Here is a 21,662-nt window from a genome sequence, read left to right as displayed (position 1 = left end):
CCATGGCAGCTAAGTGGATCGAAGCCCTCACCGGCTCGCTGGAGCAGAAGAAGCAGTTCAAGCAGTACAAGGCCCGCATCGAAGGGCTTCCCGAGCCGTACGCCTCGGCCGCAAAAGCATTCGAGCGGTACTTCATGTACTACGGGGGAGTTACCGACGGCGACACGCTGGTCAGGATGTTCGGCGACTTTGCCGATCTCTGGGAGCGTGCCGCCGTCGACGGGACGCCGGTGGCCGCGATCGTTGGCGATGACCCGGTCGAGTTCGCTGAAACATTCACCCAGGCCTACGGCGGTACCCGGTGGATCGACAAGGAGCGCGCCCGGCTCACGAAGGCGATCGAGGCCGCCACCGGGCACGACGGAAAGGAGACGAAGGCATGACTACAGACCAGGCCCTTGCACCTGCGATCCGGGTGCAGGGCATCGGCAAGTCGTTCAAGGACCTGCAGGTGCTGCGGGGCGTCGACTTCGACGTGAGGGCGGGCAGCATCTTCGCGCTGCTCGGCTCGAACGGTGCCGGCAAGACCACGCTGGTCCGGATCCTGTCGACGCTGCTGAAGGCCGACGCCGGCACCGCCACGGTTAACGGCTTCGACGTCGGCGAGAAACCCGGTGAGGTGCGCGAGTCGATCAGCCTGACCGGCCAGTTCGCCGCGGTTGATGAAGTACTCACCGGCCGTGAGAACCTCGTGCTGATCGCCAAGCTGCGTCACCTGAAGAACCCTGGCGCGGTCGCCGACGGCCTGCTCGCCCGCTTCGCCCTTACCGACGCAGGGAACCGCAAGGCGTCCACGTACTCCGGCGGCATGCGCCGCCGGCTCGACATCGCCATGAGCCTGATCGGGAACCCGCCGATCATCTTCCTCGACGAACCCACCACCGGGCTCGACCCCCAGGCGCGGATCGAGGTATGGCAGACCATCAGGCAACTGGCCAGCCAGGGCACCACGGTGCTGCTCACCACGCAGTACCTCGACGAGGCCGAACAGCTTGCGGACCGGATCGCCATCCTGCACAAGGGCACGATCATCCAGAACGGCACCCTCGCCGAACTCAAGCAACTCCTCCCGCCTGCCCAGGTCGAGTACATCGAGAAGCAGCCCTCCCTCGAGGACGTCTTCCTCGCCCTCGTCGGTGACACCGCCGAGACCGACAGCACCGAGGCAGACTCCGCCGACGACGACGGCCGCACCCACGGCAGGGTCCCGGCAGGAAAGGAAAAGCAATGAACGCCCACATCCTCGGCGACACCGGCGTCCTCACCGCACGCTCGCTACGCCACATCCTCCGCAGCCCCGACACGATCATCACCACTGCTGTCACACCGATCGCGCTGATGCTGCTTTTCGTCTACGTCTTCGGTGGCGCGATCAACACCGGCTCGGACCAGTCGTACGTCAACTACATGCTCCCCGGCATCCTGCTCATCACCATCGCCTCCGGCATCGCGTACACCGCCTACCGGCTGTTCCTGGACCTGCAGGGCGGCATCTTCGAACGCTTCCAGTCCATGCCGATTGCCAGGTCCAGCGTGCTCTGGGCGCACGTGCTCACCTCCCTGGCAGCTAACCTGGTCTCGGTAGCGATCGTTATCGGCGTCGCGCTGATCATGGGATTCCGCACCGGCGCATCCCTGATCGCCTGGCTCGCCGTCGCCGGCATCCTGGTCCTGTTCACCCTCGCACTGACCTGGATCGCCGTGATCGCCGGACTCTCAGCGAAGACTGTCGACGGCGCGAGCGCGTTCAGCTACCCGCTGATCTTCCTGCCGTTCATCAGCTCGGCGTTCGCGCCTACAGACTCGATGCCCGGCCTGGTCGCATGGTTCGCCGAGAACCAGCCCGTGACCTCCATCGTGAACACCGTCCGGGCCCTGTTCGCCCAGGAACCCGTCGGCAATGGCATCTGGGTCGCACTCGCCTGGCTCGTCGGCCTGCTGGCCATCGGCTACGCCCTAGCGAGCGTCATCTACCGCCGCAAGATCACCTGAGGCCGGGCCCTGTCCCCGGAAGGGGATGAAAGAGTCCCGGGCAATTGAGAAGAGTCTCGGGCAATTGACAGGAATCCGGGGACCTGGACCGGGCCCTGAGCTGACAGACTGTGGGTATGGCAAGGGGAATTCTTCGCATATTTCTGGGCGCAGCTCCGGGTGCGGGCGTGACTTTTGCCTTGCTTCAGGAAGCCCGCCAGCTGCAGAGTATCGGCAGGGATGTTGCCGTGGGCATTGCTTTGGACCATGGCCGGTTGGAGACGCAGGAGCTCATGACAGGGCTGGAGCTCATCCCGCCGCTCCTCGGGCCCCACGCATTTGATGCGAAGGAGATGGACGTCGATGCCGTCTTGGACCGGCACCCGCAAATCGCCATCGTTGATGAGTACGCACACACCAACGCTCCCGGGAGCCGCAACGAAAAGCGGTGGCAGGACGTCGAGGAACTCCTCGATGCTGGCATTGATGTGCTCTCAACAATTGGCATCTGGCACCTTGCCTCTCTGGGTGATGTCGTATCCGACATCACCCAGGTGCCTCAAACAGAATCGGTGCCTGACGATGTCGTGCGCCGGGCGGATCAGATTGAACTCGTAGACATTTCTCCGGAATTGCTGCGCCAGCGTCTCTCGGATGGAAGCGTCTACCCCAAAGACAGGGTTGACGCTGCCCTTGCAAACGAATTTCGGCTCGATAACCTGATCGCATTGCGGGAAGTCGCCCTGATCTGGCTGGCCGACAGGGTCGATGAAGGGTTGTCGAAATACCGGGCCAGCCATGGCATTACAGCGAACTTGCCAGCGCGGGAACGAGTAGTCCTGGGCCTCTCCGGGGGCCCGGAGGGCGAAGGGCTGATCCGGAGGGCGTCGAGGATTCTGTCGAGGGTTAACGGCGGAGACCTTTTGGCCGTTCATGTCCGCGTGTCTGACGGCAAGCCTGAGGCCTCCCCGATTGCTCTGGAGGCACAGCGCAAGCTTGTAACCGATCTGGGTGGCAGCTACCACACGGTATCCAGGGACGACCCGGCACGTACTTTGCTGGACTTTTCCCGTAGCGTCAACGCCACCCAGATCGTCGTGGGAGTCTCCCGGGGCCGGCTGACCCACATGCTGGGAGGCGGTGTGGGGTCAAAGATTATCCGTGGCTCAGGCGATATTGACGTTCACATGGTCTCCCACCACCCCTTGGGCAGTCCTGGCCTGCCCAAGGTCAGATCCGGCGGGCTGGGCCGGGCCAGAACAATCGCAGGCTTTGCCTTGGCGGTACTCCTTCCCCTCGGGACCACCGCATTGATGTCCCTCGCCCCCGAGCTGAACTTTGCCACGCATGTGTTGGTCCATCTGACAGGAGTGATGGCGGTCGCGTTCATCGGGGGTCTCTGGCCTGCGGTGCTCGCCGCGATTCTGGACTCGTTGCTGCTCAATTACTTCGAGACCGATCCCGTCGGGACCCTGAGCATCAGTAACCCGCAGAATCTGTTCTCGTTGCTCGTATTCGTGGGTGCGGCGATTGCAGTGTCCCTGGTCGTGGGGCTCTCAGCCAAGCGGGCACAGGAGGCCGCCCGTGCCCGTGCCGAGGCCGCGACACTGGCAGACCTGGCAAGGGATGCCCTGATCGAAGATGACACCATTGCCGGATTTCTGGACAAGGTCCGCGAGACCTTCCAGGTCTGCTCCGCGGGACTGTTCACCAAAACCGATGCCGGCAGCGCCTGGAACCTTCAGGCGCATTCAGGAGAAGAGCCGCCTCCGGCCCCCGGGTCGGAGGAATCAGAGGCCGTTGCGTCTGAAATGGCAGACCCCCGGACAGCTCTAGTTCTCTCCGGAAGGACACTGACAGCAGGGGAGCGCCGGTTGCTGGCAGCACACGGAGCCCACCTGCTCTTACTCCGGCAGCGTCATGCACTGCAGCTCAAACTGAAGAAAACGACGAAACTGGCTGAGGGCAACAGCATCCGGACATCCATTCTGCGTGCCGTCAGCCATGACCTTCGGACACCGCTGGCGGGTATTAAGCTTGCGGTCACCGCTCTGCAGCGCCAGAAACAACGTCCGGCCGACGAGTTGCAGGAGGAAATGCTGGACACCATCGACTCCTACGCGAACCGCCTTGACTCCTTGATCGGCAATCTCCTGGATATGTCCCGAATATCCAGCGGATCAACAGCCTCACTCACCTCTCCAGTGACGTGGCGTGATGCCATCGAAGACGCGCTGCGGGAACTACCTCGTGGCCGGATCAGGGTTCACCTGGCTCCTAACATGCCTGCAGTTGACGCTGACCTGGGCATGCTGGAGCGCGTTATTGCCAACATCGTGGAGAATGCCCTGAAATACGCCGCTGATTCGGACATTGTCATCGTCGGATCCTCCAGCGCGGCGGCGGGCGCCATCAACGGTCACCCCTGTGGCGAACTGCGCATCGTGGACCACGGCCAGGGCGTCCCGGCGGCGAAAGTCATCGCGATGTTCGAGCCCTTCCAGCGCCTTGACGACGCACCGGAAGGGCTCGGCATTGGACTCGGGCTGGCCGTGGCCAAAGGCTTCACAGAAGCCATGGGCGGAACGCTGACGGCGGAACAAACGCCAGGAGGAGGACTGACCATGCTCATCCGGCTGCCCCTGTCCGCCGGCCCAAGCACGGCACGCCCGGAAACCGGCGCTATGAGAAGCCACCCATGACGACACTGCTTGTCGTCGATGACGAACCCCAACTACTGCGCGCCCTGCAGATAAACCTCCAAGCCGAGGGATACAAGGTTCTTACCGCGCTGGACGGGTTGGCTGCCCTCCAGCACGCCGCAACCGGCCACCCCGACGTCGTCGTGCTGGACCTTGGACTCCCGGACATCAACGGCGTGGACATCATTATTAAGATCAGGCGCTCCAGCAACATGCCCATCATCGTGCTTTCGGCCCGGCACGGATCCGAGGACAAGGTCCGCGCCCTTGACGCGGGTGCAGACGACTACGTCACCAAACCCTTTGGCCTGGATGAGCTCCTCGCGCGGCTGCGCGTCGCAGAACGACGCCTCCGCTCCGACGGCGACGGGGAGGCGGTAACCGCGGTCGACGTCGGTGATTTCAGCGTGGATCTCGCTAACCGAAAGGTCACTCGCGACGGCACACCCGTGAAGCTGACTCCGCGCGAATGGGCCATCCTTCAGCTCCTGGTTCGCAACCCCGGCCGCCTTATCACCCAGCAGCAGATGCTGAAAAAGATCTGGGGCCCTGCATACGTTAGTGAAACCCACTACCTGCGCGTCTACATGGGGCAGCTGCGCCGCAAACTTGAAGCCGACCCTGCCCGGCCCAGGCACCTGCTCACCGAAGCGGGCATGGGGTACCGGTTCGAACCCTGAGCCGCCCCACACAATTGGACGTTCCGCTGCGGCGAGCCGGGCGTAAAGGATTCATCAAAAATCGTCCCTTTCCTGATCCGAGGTTCCTTGCCGGTGTTAGTTTCGGCTCTGGTCGCGGTGCAGTCGTGCCGGGCAGGAAAGGAACTAATGACCACGTTGAGCAGGCCGCCGGCCGACCCCTCGGTCCGGAAGCCCACCGGCAAAGCGGCCCTCAAGAACTGGCTGCTGTTCGGGCTCCAGGACAGCAAAGGTGTGCACCAGGGCCCGGGCGGCGTGACCTCGCAGCAGGAAAAGAAGCACGCCTGGTGGCGGGTAATGTGCCTGACAGGTGTGGATTACTTCTCCACCCTCGGGTATCAGCCGGCCATCGCGGCCTTGGCCGCCGGTGTCATCTCCCCGCTGGCCACGCTCGTGCTGGTCGCGGTCACCCTCTTTGGTGCTCTGCCGGTCTACCGCCGTGTCGCGGGGGAGAGCCCCCGGGGCGAGGGGTCTATCGCGATGCTGGAGCGGCTGCTGCCGCGCTGGGGCGGAAAGTTCTTCGTCCTTGTTCTCCTCGGGTTCGCTGCCACCGACTTCATGATCACCATGACCCTCTCGGCCGCCGACGCCAGCGCGCACCTGATTGAGAACCCCATCGTTCCGGACTGGCTCCATGGACAGAATGTCCCCATCACCCTGTTCCTGCTCGCCCTGCTGGCCGCCGTGTTCCTGCGCGGATTCAAGGAAGCGATCAACGTCGCCGTCGTGCTCGTCATCGTCTACCTTGGCCTGAACGCGGTGGTCGTGGCAGTAACGATAGTTGGCGTTCTTAACCATCCCGTCGCCGTCGGGGACTGGTGGAGCACCCTATGGACCTCCCACGGCAATCCGCTCATGGCCGTCGCTGTCGCGCTAATCGTGTTCCCGAAGCTGGCACTGGGGCTCTCCGGCTTCGAAACCGGTGTTGCAGTAATGCCTCAGGTCCGGGGAGTAGAAAATGACACCGAGAACAATCCAGTAGGCCGCATCCGGGGAACCAGGCGCATGCTGACCACCGCAGCGGTCATCATGAGTTCCTTCCTGATCGCCACCAGCTTCATCACCGTGGTGCTCATCCCGGAGCAGGAATTCCAGCCCGGCGGCCAGGCCAACGGCCGCGCCCTGGCCTATCTCGCCCACGAATACCTCGGCGTCGGGTTCGGCACCGTTTACGACATCAGCACCATCGCGATCCTCTGGTTCGCCGGCGCCTCGGCCATGGCAGGGCTGCTGAACCTCGTCCCCAGGTACCTTCCCCGCTACGGCATGGCACCCGAATGGGCCAAAGCAGTCCGGCCGCTCGTGCTCGTGTTCACCCTGGTCGGATTCCTGATCACCTACCTCTTCGAGGCCGACGTCGACGCCCAGGGCGGTGCCTACGCAACCGGCGTCCTGGTGCTGATGACCTCCGCGGCGGTTGCCGTGACCCTGTCAGCCAGACGGCGGAAAGAACGCAACAGCACCATTGGCTTCGGCGTCATCTCGCTGGTCTTCCTGTACACCACTGTCGCCAACATCTTTGAACGCCCCGAAGGCATCAGAATCGCCGCCGTATTCATCCTCGGCATCGTTGTGGTGTCCCTTCTGTCACGCGTCATGCGCTCCTTTGAGCTGCACGCCACCCGCGTTCACCTTGATCAGCAGGCACTGGAATTCATGTCCACCAACCTGGACGGGCCCATCACTATCATCGCCCACGAGCCACTCCGGGTTTCGGCAGAGGCGTACCGGGACAAGCTCACGTCCGCGATCGAAGTCAGCCACTTGCCGTTGAACTACGAGGCACTCTTCCTGGAAGTGATCGTCGACGATTCTTCCGACTTCGAAACGGAACTTCAGGTCCGCGGGGTGGTCCGGCACGGGTACAAGATCCTGGAAGTCCATGGACCCGTCGTATCGAACACCATCGCTTCCGTCTTGCTACATATCCGCGATGTGACGGGACTGATGCCGCACATTTACTTCCGCTGGACTGAGGGAAACCCTGTAGCGAACCTCCTGCGGTTCCTGTTCCTTGGCGAGGGTGAAATTGCTCCCGTCACCCGCGAAGTGCTGCGCGAGGCCATGCCCGATATCACTGATCGCCCGTGGGTCCACGTCGGCTGACCACGGACCTGGGCGGAATTTGCATATGGGCTGGCGTCAAGGGCAAACAGAGGGTGGCGTGAGATTCGTTGCGCGGCCAGAGGCAGTGGAGGGCTACGAAGGCCGTGGAGTGGACGGCGCTGTATATCGGCCGCCCGCAGGCTCCCTCTTCAGGGACGAGTCCGGAGCCACCTGGTGGATTATTTTCCAGGCATCTCCTGGCTCAGGTCCTCATGGACCCAAAGTTAAGGGAGACGTCCTGGCCTGCAGCGCAGCCCACGACCAGCTTGTTCATGTTCGAGTGCTGGCCCGCGACGTGCTCTGCGTCGAAGCTGATGCTGCTTTCCACGACAAAGCACCAAATACCTACGAGGAAGCTCTGGATGTCGCCGCCAGCATCCCCGGGCAGACAGATGGATCCTTCCCGTGAGAATGCCAGGCAACGGCCCAGACCAGAACCCTCCCTTTCAACTCTTGAGGAATCCTCAATGCATGGAAGGCACAGTTTTTGATCGGTAGCCGCCTCGGGGGCCGTAAAGGAAACGTTAAGATTCTGCGGTTTCTGTTGTCGGCATTATTGCCTGCTGCTACGCTCCGGGAGTTCCAAAAGAGTCAACAGAAAGACGCGACCTTGACGGCATCTGCCAGGCACGACATTCCTCCGGTCGTTCCGACACCGCAACGTGAACCGGAGTCGGGTAATCGGCTGGTGCGATGGCTGTTGGAACATCGGGTCCAGCCGGTCGGTCCGGAGTCGGCTGAGGACCATGCCCCTCAGCAGAGCTGGTGGAAGGTCATGTGCCTGACAGGGGTGGATTACTTCTCCACGCTTTCCTACTTGCCGGGCATAGCCGCCCTGGCAGCAGGGGCGCTGTCGCCGCTCGCGACACTGTTGATCGTCGCACTGACCCTGCTGGGCATGTTGCCGATGTATCGGAGAGTTGCTAAGGAAAGCCCTCACGGCCAAGGCTCGGTCGCCATGCTGGAGAACCTGCTGCCGTTCTGGCGCGGGAAGCTGTTTGTCCTGGTCCTGCTCGGCTTTGTTGCCACGTCCTGGATCATCACCATTACCCTCTCGGCCGCTGACGCCACCGTCCACTTGCTGGAAAACCCGTTGGTCCCTCACTTCCTGGAAGGCCAGGGGGTGGCCGTCACCGTTGTCCTTCTCCTCATCCTGGGCGGGGTGTTCCTGCTCGGCTTCACCGAAGCGGTCGCCGTCGCGATCCCTCTCGTGGCGATATTCCTTCTGTTGAACGCCGTCATTATCGGCACGGGGCTCGCTGACATTATCGGCTCCCGCCAGCTGCTCTCATCATGGACAGAGGCGCTGGCATCCTCCGGCAGCGGTATGGGAGGTGTCATCGGACCTGCGCTCATTGCCTTCCCGCTTCTCGTTCTGGGCTTGTCCGGGTTCGAAACCGGGGTCAGCATGATGCCCCTGGTCGCGGCCGGCGGCGCGACGGCGGAGGACCGGCTCGCGGCCAGGATCAGGAATACCCGCAAGCTTCTCACTGCTGCCGCTGTGATCATGAGCGTCTACTTGATTGGCAGCAGCTTCGTCACCACCATCCTGATTCCCGCTGAAGCGTTCCAGGAAGGCGGCGAGGCCAACGGCCGTGCCCTTGCCTACCTCGCCCATGAACGCCTCGGCGAGGGCTTTGGTTCGGTGTATGACATCAGCAGCATTCTGATCCTCTGGTTCGCGGGAGCATCAGCCATGGCTGGGCTGGTCAATATTGTCCCGCGCTACCTTCCCTCCTATGGCATGGCCCCGGACTGGACCCGCGCCGTCCGGCCGGTAGTCCTCGTCTACACCAGCATCAGCATCCTCATCACTATCGGATTCAAAGCTGACGTCAATGCCCAGGCAGGCGCCTACGCCACCGGGATCCTCGCCATGATGGTCTCCGGGGCCGTAGCGGTGACTATCTCCGCGATCCGCCGGAAGCAGCGGCCAGCCGCGATCGGGTTCACGGTCCTGACACTCGTCATGCTCTACGCCCTGGTGGCGAACGTGGTTGAAAAACCCGACGGAATCACCATTTCGCTCTTTTTCATTCTGGGCATTGTCGTCATCTCCCTGGTCTCCCGCGTGAGCCGGACAACCGAGCTGCGCGTGGACCGGATCGAGTTTGATGAGAACGCACGCCGTTTCATCAGAGACACTCTCGACTTCGACGGCCGGATCAACCTGATCGCAAACCGCCCGCAGGCGCGGAACGCCGCCGAATACTCCGCGAAGGAAACCGACCAGCGGGAAATGAATCCAGTTCCCGGCACCGCCGATGTCATCTTCCTCGAGATAGACATAAGTGACCCCTCAGGCTTCAGTAACACCCTGCATGTGAGGGGCACCGAAGTAGATGGATACCGGATCCTTCGCGCCGAAAGCCCTGCTGCGCCCAATGCCATTGCCGCGATCCTCCTGGCCCTGCGCGACGCCTCAGGGGTCAGGCCTCACGCCTATTTCGAATGGTCCGAGGGAAATCCCTTGGCCCATCTGATGCGGTATCTGCTCCTTGGCCGCGGTGACACCGCTCCGGTGGTCCGGGAAATCATCCGGGAAAACGAACCGGACCCCGACCGTCGGCCGGGCATCCATGTCGGCTGACTCCAGACAACCCGGACGTGTCGTGCCCGACCGCCACGATGGTAGGAAGAATCTGCCGTGGATCCGGACGGACGCCGGGGCGCGGAAGGAAAGCGCCGTCAGGCGAGCCTTGTTACATCCGGTGCGTTCGGTGCCCCTGGCCTTCCTCGCAGTCATAGCCGTCGGGGCCGCCGTCCTGACGTTGCCTGTTTCCCGCACCGGTACTGACCCGGACACCGTGCTCACCGCGCTGTTCACCTCGGTCTCGGCTACCTGCGTCACGGGCCTGATTACCGTGGACACGGCAACGTACTGGACTCCGTTCGGGCAAGGCGTCATCCTGGCTCTCATCCAGGTTGGCGGGTTCGGGATCATGACCCTCGCGACCCTTCTCGCACTGCTTGTCCGTAGGAGCATTGGCCTGCGCGGTCAGCTTGTGGCACAGTCCGAGACCCACACTCTGAACCTTGGCGATGTCCGCTCGGTGCTGTTCCGGGTCGCGAGAATCATGGTGCTCTTTGAAGCCGCTGCCGCGGCGGTGCTCACCGCGAGATTCTGGATCGCCTACGACACCAATCCCGCCACTGCCCTATGGCACGGCATTTTCCATGCAGTATCTGCATTCAATAACGCCGGTTTCGCCCTCTACAGCGACAACCTGATCAGTTTCGCCGAAGACCCCTGGATCCTCGTGCCGATCTGCCTGGCGATTATCGCTGGAGGTCTCGGTTTCCCCGTGGTTATCCACCTGCTTCAGCCTGGCGGACTGCGCTTCCGGGACTGGACCATCCATATCCGCCTCACGGTCTATGGCACCCTTCTGCTCCTGGGTGTGGGAGTCGCGTTATTCGCAGCATTCGAATGGAACCGGCACGAAACCCTCGGGCCGCTATCCCTCACGGGAAAGCTCATTGGTTCCTTCGCCGGGAGCGTCTTCCCCCGCACGGCGGGGTTTAACAGCATCGACTACGGTGCAGCCGCCCCGGAGACGCTGATGGTGACCAACATCCTGATGTTCATCGGCGGCGGCAGCGCAGGAACAGCTGGCGGTATCAAGATCACCACCTTCTTGCTGCTGGGCTTCTCCATCTGGAACGAGATTCGCGGCCGTGACCAAGTCACCGTCGGCCACCGGTCTATCAGCGCATCCTCACAGCGGCAGGCGCTCTCTGTTGCCCTGCTCGGGGTAGCCGCCGTGATAACCGGCACCCTGCTGCTGCTCATGTTCACGGACTACAGCCTCGAGAAAGTCCTGTTTGAGTCCATCTCAGCCTTTGGAACCGTGGGCATGAGCACCGGAATCACCTACAACCTGCCCCCGTCAGCGGAATGGGTACTTATGGCGCTCATGTTCACAGGACGAATCGGCACGGTCACCGTAGCCTCCGCGCTGGCGCTATCGTCAAGACCACGCCTCTACAGCCTGCCCGAGGAAAGACCAATCATCGGATAACCCCAGATGCTCAGCGGGTGTGGTGAGAAGGGTCAGCCGGTCAACGATCGCCGCGGACAAGCGAGGGTCCGTGAATGTTTTCGTCCAGACTGAAAACGACTCGTTCGAAGCTATCGCAATAGAATTTCTTTCTTCTCGCTGGGTGAGGACCTGGAACAGCAGTTCCGCACCGCGGCGGTCCAGTTCCATATCGGACCGAGAGCTGCACCCCAGCCTGCAGCGGAAGAACAAATTTCCCTGGCTGCGGTCAGCCTTGACGAAAAAACGGCGATGCGAATATTCGTGTCCAGTCCCACTTCCAACGAAATGGGACACGGCTTAGTCTTAGCTTCACGAGATGTTGGGGGAGCAAGAGATGAAGCCAATCACTGTTGATGGTGGCAAGGGCACCGTGGAGCTCGACGCTGGGGGAGTTCTTAACTTGGTGTGGAAGCAGGGGACTGTTCTGGAGGCCGATGATGTGCATGCGGCGATGGCAAAGGTCAATGAGATTGCTGACGGTGCCGAGTACCCGATGTTGATTGACATATCGAACACCCAATCGGTGACCCCTCAGGCCAAGTCCGTTTTCAGCGTCAAATGCGCAGCTTCGCGAATTGCCCTGCTTGGTTCAAGCCGGATCAATTGGGTCATTGCCAACTTCGCCATGGCACGGCGGACACTTCCGTGTCCCACCAGGTTTTTTACCTCCCGCAATGAGGCTATGAACTGGCTTCTCCACGCATCCCATCCCTGACCTCGGCCGTGTCCCGCATCCAAGGGAAATGGTGCTGACCGTCTGGATCGGTCCAGAAGCACCAGTTGCGACGGAATGCCCGGCCTTTGTCTCTTCGTTTTGCTGCGCATTTTCAATTAGGCAGTTAGTCTTAGCTCCACGAGATGCTGGGGGAGCAGAAGATGAAACCAATCACTGTTGATGGCGGCAAGGGTACCGTGGAGCTCGATGCTGGGGGAGTTCTCCATCTTGTGTGGAAGCCGGGGACTGTTCTCGAGGCCGATGACGTACATGCGGCGATGGCAAAGGTCAATGAGCTTGCCGACGGCGCCGAGTACCCGCTGTTGATCGACATAGCCAACACCCAAACGGTGACCCGTCAGGCCAGATCCATTTTCAGCGTCAAGTGCGCCGCTTCACGAATTGCCCTGCTTGGCTCAAACCCGGTCGCCCGTGTCATTGCTAACTTCGCTATGGCACGCCGGACGCTCCCGTGTCCCACCCGGTTTTTCACCTCCCGCAATGAGGCCATGGACTGGCTCCTCCAGGCAACCCTTCCCTAATCCCGACAGTGTCCCATATCCAAGGGACTTGGACAGCGGCGCCATGCAAGAAAGCCCACCGATGGAGGGCCGGTGGGAGTGCTCGGCGCCATCCGGTCGCTAGGATGTGCACGTTGGGCAGTATCCAAGCATTACCGGACATCCGGTGATGCGATGACTAGGAGGACGTGCGCATGGCAGGCAAGTTGGAAGTGTAGAAGGACAGTCCCGGGGGGCTTCCGATTCCGCCTCAAGGCTGGCAACGGCGAGGTCATTGCCACAGGAGAGTCCTACAGCAGCAAGGCCGCTGCGATGAAAGGCGTCGAATCCGTGAAAAACAACGCCGGGTCAGACATAGTGGACCTGACCGATTCCTAGATCCGTGCTGAGACTCCCGCCAGTCATCAGTGATGCTGACGACTGGCGGGAGTCTCTGTCGTATGTGGAGGGTGGGCGGGACGGCTGTCGAAGAACACCGTTAGGTTTGGGGCCGGATTTGTGTTTGCATCGGCGCTGACGATCGTGTCAAGCAGCTCGAGTAACAACTGTTGAGGTCTTCATTCGTAGTGAGGTCCAGCGGCGGGCACCCCTACGGTCGGCTGACACCGTCGACCTTGCGCTCGAGCACCGCCCGTTCGGCGGCATTCCCGCACAGCTCAGCCGCCTGCAGGAATGCGGACCGCGCTTCGTCGCGACGGCCGAGTCGGGTGAGCATCTCGCCGCGGATCGAGAGGAGCAGGTGCGAGCCGGCCAGTTCGCCCCGTGACGCGATCGCGTCGACCAGCGCGAGACCCTCAGCCGGACCGGAGGCCATAGCGACCGCGACCGCTCGATTGAGGTCGATGACGGGTGAGGGCGTCAGCCGTCCCAGGGCTTCGTAGAGGATGACGATCCGTTGCCAGTCCGTCTCGGCTACCGAACGAGCCACCGCGTGACACTCCGCGATGGACGCCTGAAGGCCGTATGCGCCCAGTCCACGTCCGGTCACGACGGCCCGAGCGAGTGCCGCACGTCCCCGCCGGATCGCCGACTGGTCCCACAACCGCCGGTCCTGGTCCTCCAGAAGCACCGGGCGGCCGGACGCGTCGAGTCGGGCTGGGAATCGGGCAGCAGTGAGTTCCAACAGTGCGAGCAGCCCGAATACCTCGGACTCCGGCTCGAGCCGCACCAACACGCGGGCCAGCCGGCGCGCCTCGACAGCCAGATCCGCGCGAATCCACTCCTCGCCGCCCGATGCAAACGAGCCCTCCGTGAAGATCAGGTAGACGACCTGAAGCACCGAGCCTAGCCGTTCGGCCACCTCATGCGGTTCGGGGACGACGAACGGCACTTGAGCGGCGGCCAGCGTCTTCTTGGCGCGGGTGATGCGTGCCTGGATCGTCGCCATCGGCACAAGGAATGCCTTGGCGATTTCTTCGCTGCCCAGTCCGCCGACCACCCGCAGCGTCAACGCGATCCGGGCCTCCCTCGACAGCACGGGATGGCATGAGATGAACATCAGGGCGAGCACGTCGTCGTCGATTGCATCGGGGTCGAACAGTGCGTCCGCTCCGGGCGTCGCGTCGTCCAGGCCTCGGGCCAGGAGGGCATAGCGTTCGTCGCGTGCGGCGCGCCGCCGGAAGGTGTCGATGGCCCGGCGGCGGCCGGTGGTGAGCAGCCACCCTGTCGGTTCGGCCGGCACGCCGTTTTCGGACCAGGAGACGAGCGCCTCGGCGAGGGCCTCCTGCGCGAGATCCTCGGCCAGCGAGAAGTCGCCGGTGTAGCGGGCGAGGGCGCCGACGATGCGGGCGGACTCCATCCGCCACACTGCCTCGACGGCGCCCCGCGCCTCTGTGGTGCTCACCGTCGGGTCAGAGCTGCCCGGTCTGCTCGCGCCAGGCGCGTTCCTTCTCGATCCATTTGTTGTCCTGCGGGAACTCGTCGATCGTCGTCACGCGGCGGATCTCGGTCTTGCTACCTGCTGTGAGCGGCGCCCGCTTGGCCCACTCGACGGCTTCCTGCTTCGACGCGACATCGAGGATGTAGTAGCCGCCGAACAGTTCTTTGGTCTCCCCGTAGGGGCCGTCGGTGACCACCGGCGTTTCGCCGGTGAAGTCCACCACTACGCCCTCGTTCGGATCGTCCAGGCCCTCGGCCGCCAGCAGGACACCGGCACGAATCAACTCTTCGTTGAACTTGCCCATGCTCTCCATGATCTCCGCGAAGTCTGTGTTCGCGAAGTTCGCGAACGACTCGTCGGTCGCCCGCATGATCAACATGTACTTGGCCATCACGTACTCCTTAGTTCTGGAAGGTCGTCCTTCGACCTTCTCACCCACAGGTCGAACGGCGCGAGGCCAGATCGACACAAGCCGAAGAATTCTTTCCGTACTCTCTGAGCAGGACGTCTCGCCAGCGCACGATCAACGCCAGCCGGACCGGCTGTGACCGTATTGTCCAGGACGCGAGGTGCTCAGTCACACCGCCCGTAAGCCAGTGAGGCGGCCGGGCAACATGCTGAACTCTTTCAAAGGCGCGGGCTTCCGGACCTGGTGGATTCCCGTATGACCTGTCTGCAAAACTGCCAGTTGAAGGTGCCCTATTCGCTACGGTCAAAAACGACCGTTTTCGGACGGGCCGGTCCAATCTTAGGATCAGGGCACATAACGCGAGAATCCATGCATCTTCTCCTGGTCACTAGGATTCCAATACCGTTTTTGACACGTTTCCTTGGTCCCTCTCGGTGCGTTGGATCGCCAGAATGGCTCCTCTTCATTCAGGTTGTATGTCCTGGCTTCTCCAGACACCCCTACCCGGACCATGACTGAGGGACCGACCGTCCGGCGAGCCATGTTTGAGCGTATAGACCCGCTCCGCGGGACGGGTGTACTTTGAGCTGTGGAAGGCTTCAGGCACTCTTCGAAGGCCGACCGTGAGTTTTATGAGCTCCGCAGGCGGGCATACGGTCCGGATCCAGACATAAGTGTCGACCCTCCGGGCCTAGCGAGGTTGCGCGAACTTGAGTCGGCGGACCGCGCTGAAGTCAATTCTCTGCCGGTTGCCCCTGCGAGCGAGAATGCGGCAGATTCGGAGGCCCCCGCGGACGCTGCCTCGATGGAACATCCGGTGCCAAGGTGGAGTCGCCTGTACTGGGCCGGTGCCGCACTGGTCCTCGCGGGAGGGATCGTTACGACGACCCTGCTGTTATCCGCGCCGCGTCCTGATGCCACTCTTCATCCGAGCGGGGCCGCGGTCGAAAACCGGCTCCCCGAACTGCTGCTTAGGGGAGCGCCCCTGTTGAAGATCGAGGCTTCAACCCTCCGCGGATACGGGTCGTATCTCGGTCTCGAGATCTATTCCGGGGTGAACGCGTTCGACTCGCCGTGTCTCGTGGCACTGCACCGGGCGAGCGGTAATCTCTCAGACGTGCGCTGTGTTCCGGCTCCAGCAGATCTCATGATGGACGTCGCCTCATCCCGGGATGGGTTTGAAGGATTCGAAGGACGCTCCGGCGACGGCATCATCCGATTCGTACTTCGTGAGGACACGGTGGATGCTTACGTCTACCTCATGCCGGAGGCGGGCTGATGGACCCGTCCTCTCCCCGGTCCGACGCTCAGCGGGAGCTGGACGAGCTCCGCAGGAGGGCATACGGTCCGCATCCGGATATCCAGTCCGACCCCGCAGCACAGGTAAGACTGGCGGAACTGGAGGCGGCACGCACCGCGAGTCCCCGCGCCCTCACCGACGCCGACGTCAGAACACCCGCTGCAGCCCCGGATTCCGGTTCAGTTGCTCACCCCACCAGGACCAGGTTCATTGACGAAGTGCCGGACCCGGCAACGAGTATTGCGCCCGTGGCGGAGTCCAGGATTGGATCGATGTGGTCGACTTGGCGTCGTTTCACGGCGACACGAGTACGCCGTTACTCATTTGTGGCCGGCGTGCTGGCAGTCTTGCTTGCCGCTGTGTTCACCGTGGCATCGATCCTCAGGCCGCATCCCGATGCGACATTGCATCCGATCGCAGACGAGGCTGACAGCGACGTTCTCACAATGCTGGAATTCCTCTCAACGCTGGAATTCCCTTGGGGGGAAGCTGCCGGCCAATCCAGCTTCCGCGGCTATCAACAGTATCGGGGATTCGAACCCTGGTTCTTCGTGGACGGGCGGGGCTACCGGTGCTTCATGGTCATCGATCGTTCCGGTCCTTTTGTAGACGGCGCCAATTGTGTGCCGCCCGGGGTCGATCTTTTTGCAGACGTCGGCGGGCAAACCCATTCGGGTGATGATGCCGTGATGGGCCTCCCGAAGGGGAGCGTCGTCCGGTTCCACTACCGCGGCGACTCCGTAGACATCTTCCTCTACCCCGCATCGTCGGAGGCAGAATGAGGCCCGGGCCCGGAGAGACGGGCCTCCAGCTCAAATGCCCTGAACAGAAGAGCGCCAAAAATCTCCGAAGATCAGACCGGTTATCGCACCGTTTCCCGCGACTGGTGTGACCGACCGCGCGGTTCCGAAGGTTCCGGATTCCCACTAGATCGCCCGAAATATTGCCCGGTGATGGTGCCATAAACCGTGCGGCAGCTTGTATGCAAAAACGACCGTTTCCGGATCTGTTGGTTTGGAATTGAGGATCAGGCCATTGACCGCGTCGATCCGGCGATCTTCTCTTGGACGGTCGCGATGCATCTGAACAGCTCATCGACCGGTTAGCGTCTCGGTAGCAGTGAAGGGTCACCAGGGGACGCTCCGGTTCCAGCATTTGAAGTTTTTGGATTCTGCGAAACCTTATGGGCTTTGCCGGACACTAAAGGGCATGGGGAGCATAGAAACCGGGGATGAGGGGCTGTGGCGCCGGAGCCTTCTGGGTCAGGGCGACGCTTTTGGCGATCTGTACGACCGGCACCGGGACCGGGTCTTCCCTCGGCAAGGAGCAGTGGCGAATTCGCACCGCCCGGATCACACCGACGAAGTCGGGCGCCTTCGTCGCGGTTTGGAAGCGGGACGAAGGCGGATCGATCAGGCCCTTCACGGCTGACGAGTCGATGTCTGGACTGCTGGTCTTCGTAGAGGAGCAGGAACGGTTCGGCGTCTTCCAATTCACCCCGGCGCACCTGATCTCGCTCGGATATGTCAGCTCCGAGCTGCATCCCGGCAAGCGCGCTTTCCGCCTTTATCCCGCCTGGTGCACCGACCTGAATCCTCAAGCATTATGCACCCAGCGCGGGCAGGCGGCTGCGTTCACCGAGCTTGATCCGAGTAACGCATCGCTGACCATGAAAGGAAACGATCGCGTACTTCAACAAAGTCCATAAGCCGGTCGACCACAACCCCGTCGTGCCCGTTGGCCGAAACGCTAAGCGGTCAATTCGAAGGCCTTAAGCTGAGCCGTGAATACTCCACGGCGATCATCGAGGTTGCCGCGCCGGACATCGCGTTGAGGTATTCGATCATGCGCTTCAAGGGCGTATTGATCAGGTCAACGGCGACGGCGTGCCAGAACTGGGACGCGGCTGGGGCGCGGTGCGGTCCCGGCAGTTTCTGCTCACGCTGGTAGGCTTGGGGATCCGTGCAGGATTCTGAGGAGGTGGTACCCGTGAACGAATTGACGTTGGTGCTCCTCCGGGGAGTCACGGTCGGGCGATAGGTCGTCCGGGAGCGCCGCTTATCAGCAGCACTCCTGAAAGGCACGACCATGCACTTCATTTCGGAACAGAATCTCGACGAGGGCATCACCGAGCGTGAGTTCACCCGCGGTGGCATCTCCGGCATCCTATGGACGCCACCAGCCGCTTCCTCGTCCGCGCCGGTTCCGCTCATCCTGATGGGCCAGCCCGGCGGGATCGGGATGCGACGGATGTATCCCCGTCTGGCAGCACGGGCGCGCAGCGCTGCCGCGCAAGGTTTCGCTGCGGTCTCCGTCGAGGCGCCCGGGGCGGGCGACCGGGCCCCGCTGCCCGGTGCGGAGCAGGCTCGAGTGGAACTCACCCGTGCGATCTCCGCTGGCGAACACCCTGCGGAGAATGTCATCGACCGGCTGATCCTTCCTCTCGTCGATAGGGCGGTGCCGGAGTGGCAGACCACGCTCGACGAGGTCCTCGGCCTTCCCGAGATCGGCGAGCGAGTCGGATTCTCCGGCGGGGTGATCGCGATCGGCACACGGCTCGCCGCCATCGACTCACGTATCGCGGCGGCCGGCCTCTTTGCCGGCAGTTACGTGCCGCGTACGACTATGGAGGAGGCGCGTCGGGTCACGATCCCGCTGCACGTTCTCCTGCAGTGGGATGACGAGGGGAATGACCGGGGAATGGCTCTCGATCTCTTCGACGCCTTCGGATCGACGGAGAAGACGCTCTATGCCAACATGGGCGGCCACACTGGCGTTCCGCAGTTCGCGGGTGACGATGCCGCCCGCTTCTTCGCGCGCCATCTCGGCTCTGAAGTCGGCTGAGAAAGAGCCTGTTCGAGGGGCCGCAAGTCGAGCATGCACTCGAACGCTCCACTGGCGGTTGAGGGACGCCATAGGCTCGTAGAATGCTGCCCACCCGCCCGATTGCTCACGTTGCCCGCAAGATGGAAATCTCGCGGGCAACCGCATCCAAGTGGGTCAACCGATACCCACAGTTCGGCGCGGTCGGGCTTGTTGGCCGGTTGGAAAATTGTGTGAAGGGGGTGTGTGCAACGTACACACTTTTCGCTTCGGATCGGGTCGTATATGGCCCGGACTGGGCCGGATTGCTTATGTTTTCTGGAGTTCCTAGTGTTCCCATGGGTTGGAATGCGGTTCGAGTCCCACCTCGGGCACAGTGTTTCCGTAGGTCAGCGGCTTTCTTGCCGCAGAGTGTGTACAAAGCTGGACATGCCTGAGGCGTTAGTGGCATGACCAAGCGTCGAACCGTCAGTTGAGGAAAGTTCGAACTCTGAGCTGGGACCTGGCTCCTGCCCGATCGCGACAGCGAGCATCGCGATCCATGGTTGACCGCCCCGCCGCTGCGGACGAGTCTTCCTGGGAGGCTCTTGTGCGCGTCAGGGCTCACAGTTGAGGCCAGGACAACAAGACGACCGCCAATCCGGTGCGCTGTCCCTTTACGGCTTGCCGTTCGCGCCGCGGGATTTGCTTCCTCCTTGGCCGATGTTTCACGTCGTGGCTATGCATCTGCGAGGTGCCGCCTGGACTTTGTCCGTCCTTTTGGATTTTTCGTCTGACTTGGTTGACCACCTGTGCGCTAAATGTGGTTGCCGTGCTGCGGATCGAAAGTGCCCGCTTACCGACTCAACCGTCCCGCGGATGACTGTTGGATGCGTTGACGTCTCCCGGGACAGCTACTCAGAAGACCACCAGTCTCTGGCAGTAACGAGGCTGCACACAGATTTCCTTTTGCCGAGGGGAACTCTGGAGTCCTAAGGGCATGCCTGGAATCACTGGGGCAGCGACGCTGTGCTCCTGACTGATGAGACGACGTCGAGGATGGCTTGGCTTGTGATTGCTGCCCCGTCTTTGTCTGCTATGACCGCTTCGTGGGAGGCCCAGTCGATAGTTTTGTGAATGCTGTTTGTTGACAGGTCGGATAGTTCGTTCTGTGATGCCTGGTGTTTGCTGCTGTTGCCGACGCCGGCGGTCAGGACCACGAGTGGCTTGCCGGCGAAATCACGCAGGGCCGCAGCTTCTTCCATTGACTTGTTCGCCTGGACGTACTCATCGATCGTGCTGCCCATGCTGTCTGGGGTCGCGATATTGGCGCGAACCTCGTCACGGGACCTTGGAGGCAGGCTGCCAGCTTCGAGCGGGGCGTACAAACGGGCCAAGCCGACTCGAGCTGAGATCGAGATCAGTGCGGAGACGCGGCCCAAGAGGTCATAGGACCCCGGGGCGACGGGCGATGTTGCTCCGGGGCTGGCTGCCGATGCCCTGTCCGTGGAGTCCATCAGCACCATACCGGCGACCTCGTCGGGGTAGCGGGCAGCGAAGGTGAGTACGTAGAGACCGCCGAAGGAATGGCCAGCCAATACATATGGTCCGGGGACGTTCCCGCGGTGCAGCAAGGTATGGAGGTCGGCCGCTATCTGTGTGGCGTCCTGGGCGTTGTCAGCGGGCTCACTCCACCCCCGGCCAGCGCGGTCGTAGACGCATACACGGGTGTTACTGGCGATTGCCGAAGCAATCCACCCGTGGTTCGAGGACATCTCGCCTGCGCCTGGTTGGAGCACGACCGTGGGGCTTCCTGAACCCGTGCAGTTCAGGTGCAGGCTGTAACCCCCGACATCGATGAGCTGCCCAGGCATCCGGTAGGCCCTGGCATCCGCCGCAGCACCGATGGTTTGGTAAGCCCCGCCGATCGAGGCAAGAGCAAGCACGGCGATGACTGGATAGAGCAGCCAGCCTCTACTCCGGCTATGAAGTCGTCGGCGGGCGCCGATGACCATCCAGATCACCAATGCCAGCAGTGCGGGCGGCCACACCCAGTTGAGCGCCGCGTCGGCCACGGAACCGAACGAGACCAGAAGAATGCCGGCCACGCCCATGAACAATGCCGGAGCCGCGGCCCACCGCTGTGGCTGGTCACTGAACCGCACCGAGAGAACGGCCAGCAGCGCCCAGCCCAGCCCGAATCCGCAGAGCACAGCCCCAGTAATCTCACTCTCCCTTGCGCGAAGGAAGGGAGCGGCGACAAGGACCAGTGCAGCGAGGAGTCCTGCGGCCAACGATCCGGTCACTATCCACGCGATACGCCACCTCGCGCCGGGACCGTGAGGGGAAGGATGGTTAGGGCTGCTGCTTAGGGGGCCGGGCAGGGGCGTCCTGGGAGTGGTGGCCACGGGGGGGCTCGATTCCATACAAAGTGGCGTCGCGCGAGTACAGTCATCCGCACAAGTGGCACGTGCCGTCCTTTTGACTATAGGCCGGTATCGGTGACTTTGACCCTC

General features: G+C 62.4%; 20 protein-coding genes and 2 pseudogenes. 17 read left to right on the top strand and 5 right to left on the bottom strand.

All coding sequences use genetic code 11. The features are described 5' to 3' along the window. The first annotated feature begins 2 nt into the window (after positions 1–2). From QFZ40_RS11025 to QFZ40_RS10985, 9 genes are all read left to right on the top strand, one after another. Positions 3–383: a DUF1048 domain-containing protein gene (locus QFZ40_RS11025; protein WP_306904405.1), complete on the top strand. Its 381-nt coding sequence runs from the start codon at positions 3–5 to the stop codon at positions 381–383. Next, entirely contained in the window at positions 380–1,231 is an 852-nt protein-coding gene (locus QFZ40_RS11020) for an ABC transporter ATP-binding protein (protein WP_306904404.1), read from the top strand. Before QFZ40_RS11025 ends, QFZ40_RS11020 begins: the two co-directional genes overlap by 4 nt. Then, the gene (locus QFZ40_RS11015) at positions 1,228–1,992 is read left to right on the top strand and encodes an ABC transporter permease (protein WP_306904403.1); all 765 of its coding nucleotides are present in this window, start codon (positions 1,228–1,230) and stop codon (positions 1,990–1,992) included. Before QFZ40_RS11020 ends, QFZ40_RS11015 begins: the two co-directional genes overlap by 4 nt. 116 nt (positions 1,993–2,108) lie before the next feature. Next, positions 2,109–4,673: a DUF4118 domain-containing protein gene (locus QFZ40_RS11010; protein WP_306904402.1), complete on the top strand. Its 2,565-nt coding sequence runs from the start codon at positions 2,109–2,111 to the stop codon at positions 4,671–4,673. Next, positions 4,670–5,353 carry a response regulator gene (locus QFZ40_RS11005; protein ID WP_306904401.1) on the top strand — a complete coding sequence of 228 codons (684 nt, stop codon included), beginning with the start codon at positions 4,670–4,672 and terminating at the stop codon, positions 5,351–5,353. The genes QFZ40_RS11010 and QFZ40_RS11005 overlap by 4 nt, the downstream gene beginning before the upstream one ends. A 147-nt stretch (positions 5,354–5,500) precedes the next feature. Further along, positions 5,501–7,477 carry an amino acid transporter gene (locus QFZ40_RS11000; protein ID WP_306904400.1) on the top strand — a complete coding sequence of 659 codons (1,977 nt, stop codon included), beginning with the start codon at positions 5,501–5,503 and terminating at the stop codon, positions 7,475–7,477. A 58-nt stretch (positions 7,478–7,535) separates the two neighbouring features. After that, positions 7,536–7,886 carry a hypothetical protein gene (locus tag QFZ40_RS10995; RefSeq protein WP_306904399.1) on the top strand — a complete coding sequence of 117 codons (351 nt, stop codon included), beginning with the start codon at positions 7,536–7,538 and terminating at the stop codon, positions 7,884–7,886. 201 nt (positions 7,887–8,087) lie between these two features. Then, positions 8,088–10,067, top strand: a complete 1,980-nt coding sequence (locus QFZ40_RS10990) for an amino acid transporter (RefSeq protein WP_306904398.1) — start codon at positions 8,088–8,090, stop codon at positions 10,065–10,067. A gap of 121 nt (positions 10,068–10,188) precedes the next feature. After that, positions 10,189–11,499: a TrkH family potassium uptake protein gene (locus tag QFZ40_RS10985; protein WP_306904397.1), complete on the top strand. Its 1,311-nt coding sequence runs from the start codon at positions 10,189–10,191 to the stop codon at positions 11,497–11,499. On the opposite strand, the pseudogene QFZ40_RS10980 reads toward QFZ40_RS10985, so the two are convergent. After that, positions 11,449–11,688: pseudogene (locus QFZ40_RS10980) on the bottom strand (ATP-binding protein); the annotation flags it as partial. The gene QFZ40_RS10985 and the pseudogene QFZ40_RS10980 overlap by 51 nt on opposite strands. Before the next feature lie 166 nt (positions 11,689–11,854). On the opposite strand from QFZ40_RS10980, the gene QFZ40_RS10975 reads away from it, so the two are divergent. The 3 genes from QFZ40_RS10975 (at position 11,855) to QFZ40_RS21680 (ending at position 13,134) form a co-directional block, all read left to right on the top strand. Next, positions 11,855–12,235, top strand: a complete 381-nt coding sequence (locus QFZ40_RS10975; RefSeq protein ID WP_306904395.1) for a DUF7793 family protein — start codon at positions 11,855–11,857, stop codon at positions 12,233–12,235. A gap of 161 nt (positions 12,236–12,396) precedes the next feature. Continuing rightward, a complete protein-coding gene (locus QFZ40_RS10970; protein ID WP_306904394.1) occupies positions 12,397–12,777 on the top strand; it encodes a DUF7793 family protein in 381 nt (126 codons plus the stop codon). A 153-nt stretch (positions 12,778–12,930) separates the two neighbouring features. Further along, complete coding sequence (locus QFZ40_RS21680; RefSeq protein WP_373427423.1) at positions 12,931–13,134, top strand: YegP family protein; 204 nt, start codon at positions 12,931–12,933, stop codon at positions 13,132–13,134. A 211-nt stretch (positions 13,135–13,345) separates the two neighbouring features. On the opposite strand, the gene QFZ40_RS10965 is transcribed toward QFZ40_RS21680, so the two are convergent. Then, positions 13,346–14,599 carry an RNA polymerase sigma factor gene (locus tag QFZ40_RS10965; RefSeq protein WP_306904392.1) on the bottom strand — a complete coding sequence of 418 codons (1,254 nt, stop codon included), beginning with the start codon at positions 14,597–14,599 and terminating at the stop codon, positions 13,346–13,348. 7 nt (positions 14,600–14,606) lie between these two features. Beyond that, a complete protein-coding gene (locus QFZ40_RS10960) occupies positions 14,607–15,026 on the bottom strand; it encodes a YciI family protein (RefSeq protein ID WP_306904391.1) in 420 nt (139 codons plus the stop codon). Between the two features lie 835 nt (positions 15,027–15,861). Here QFZ40_RS10960 and QFZ40_RS10955 point away from each other — a divergent pair. The 3 genes from QFZ40_RS10955 to QFZ40_RS10945 all read left to right on the top strand — a co-directional run bounded on the left by QFZ40_RS10955 (position 15,862) and on the right by QFZ40_RS10945 (position 18,052). Next, positions 15,862–16,323, top strand: coding sequence for a hypothetical protein (locus QFZ40_RS10955; protein ID WP_306904390.1), 462 nt, complete (start codon positions 15,862–15,864; stop codon positions 16,321–16,323). Beyond that, entirely contained in the window at positions 16,323–17,126 is an 804-nt protein-coding gene (locus QFZ40_RS10950) for a hypothetical protein (RefSeq protein ID WP_306904389.1), read from the top strand. The genes QFZ40_RS10955 and QFZ40_RS10950 overlap by 1 nt, the downstream gene beginning before the upstream one ends. Positions 17,127–17,575: 449 nt before the next feature. Beyond that, positions 17,576–18,052 carry a MepB family protein gene (locus tag QFZ40_RS10945; protein WP_306904388.1) on the top strand — a complete coding sequence of 159 codons (477 nt, stop codon included), beginning with the start codon at positions 17,576–17,578 and terminating at the stop codon, positions 18,050–18,052. A gap of 49 nt (positions 18,053–18,101) precedes the next feature. Here QFZ40_RS10945 and QFZ40_RS10940 read toward each other — a convergent pair whose 3' ends face one another. Next, on the bottom strand, positions 18,102–18,371 hold the full coding sequence (locus QFZ40_RS10940) for a hypothetical protein (protein WP_306904387.1): 270 nt from the start codon (positions 18,369–18,371) through the stop codon (positions 18,102–18,104). A 61-nt stretch (positions 18,372–18,432) separates the two neighbouring features. On the opposite strand from QFZ40_RS10940, the gene QFZ40_RS10935 reads away from it, so the two are divergent. Further along, positions 18,433–19,188: an alpha/beta hydrolase gene (locus QFZ40_RS10935; RefSeq protein WP_306904386.1), complete on the top strand. Its 756-nt coding sequence runs from the start codon at positions 18,433–18,435 to the stop codon at positions 19,186–19,188. 33 nt (positions 19,189–19,221) lie between these two features. Beyond that, positions 19,222–19,388: pseudogene (locus QFZ40_RS10930) on the top strand (helix-turn-helix domain-containing protein); the annotation flags it as partial. A 768-nt stretch (positions 19,389–20,156) separates the two neighbouring features. Here QFZ40_RS10930 and QFZ40_RS10925 read toward each other — a convergent pair. Beyond that, complete coding sequence (locus tag QFZ40_RS10925; RefSeq protein ID WP_306904385.1) at positions 20,157–21,452, bottom strand: alpha/beta fold hydrolase; 1,296 nt, start codon at positions 21,450–21,452, stop codon at positions 20,157–20,159. Positions 21,453–21,662: the final 210 nt, after the last annotated feature.

It is taken from the genome of Arthrobacter pascens, assembly GCF_030816475.1.
Taxonomy (GTDB): domain Bacteria; phylum Actinomycetota; class Actinomycetes; order Actinomycetales; family Micrococcaceae; genus Arthrobacter; species Arthrobacter pascens_B.
The sequence above is the reverse complement of the archived record's forward strand: the minus strand, read 5'-3'. Positions and strand labels throughout refer to the sequence as shown.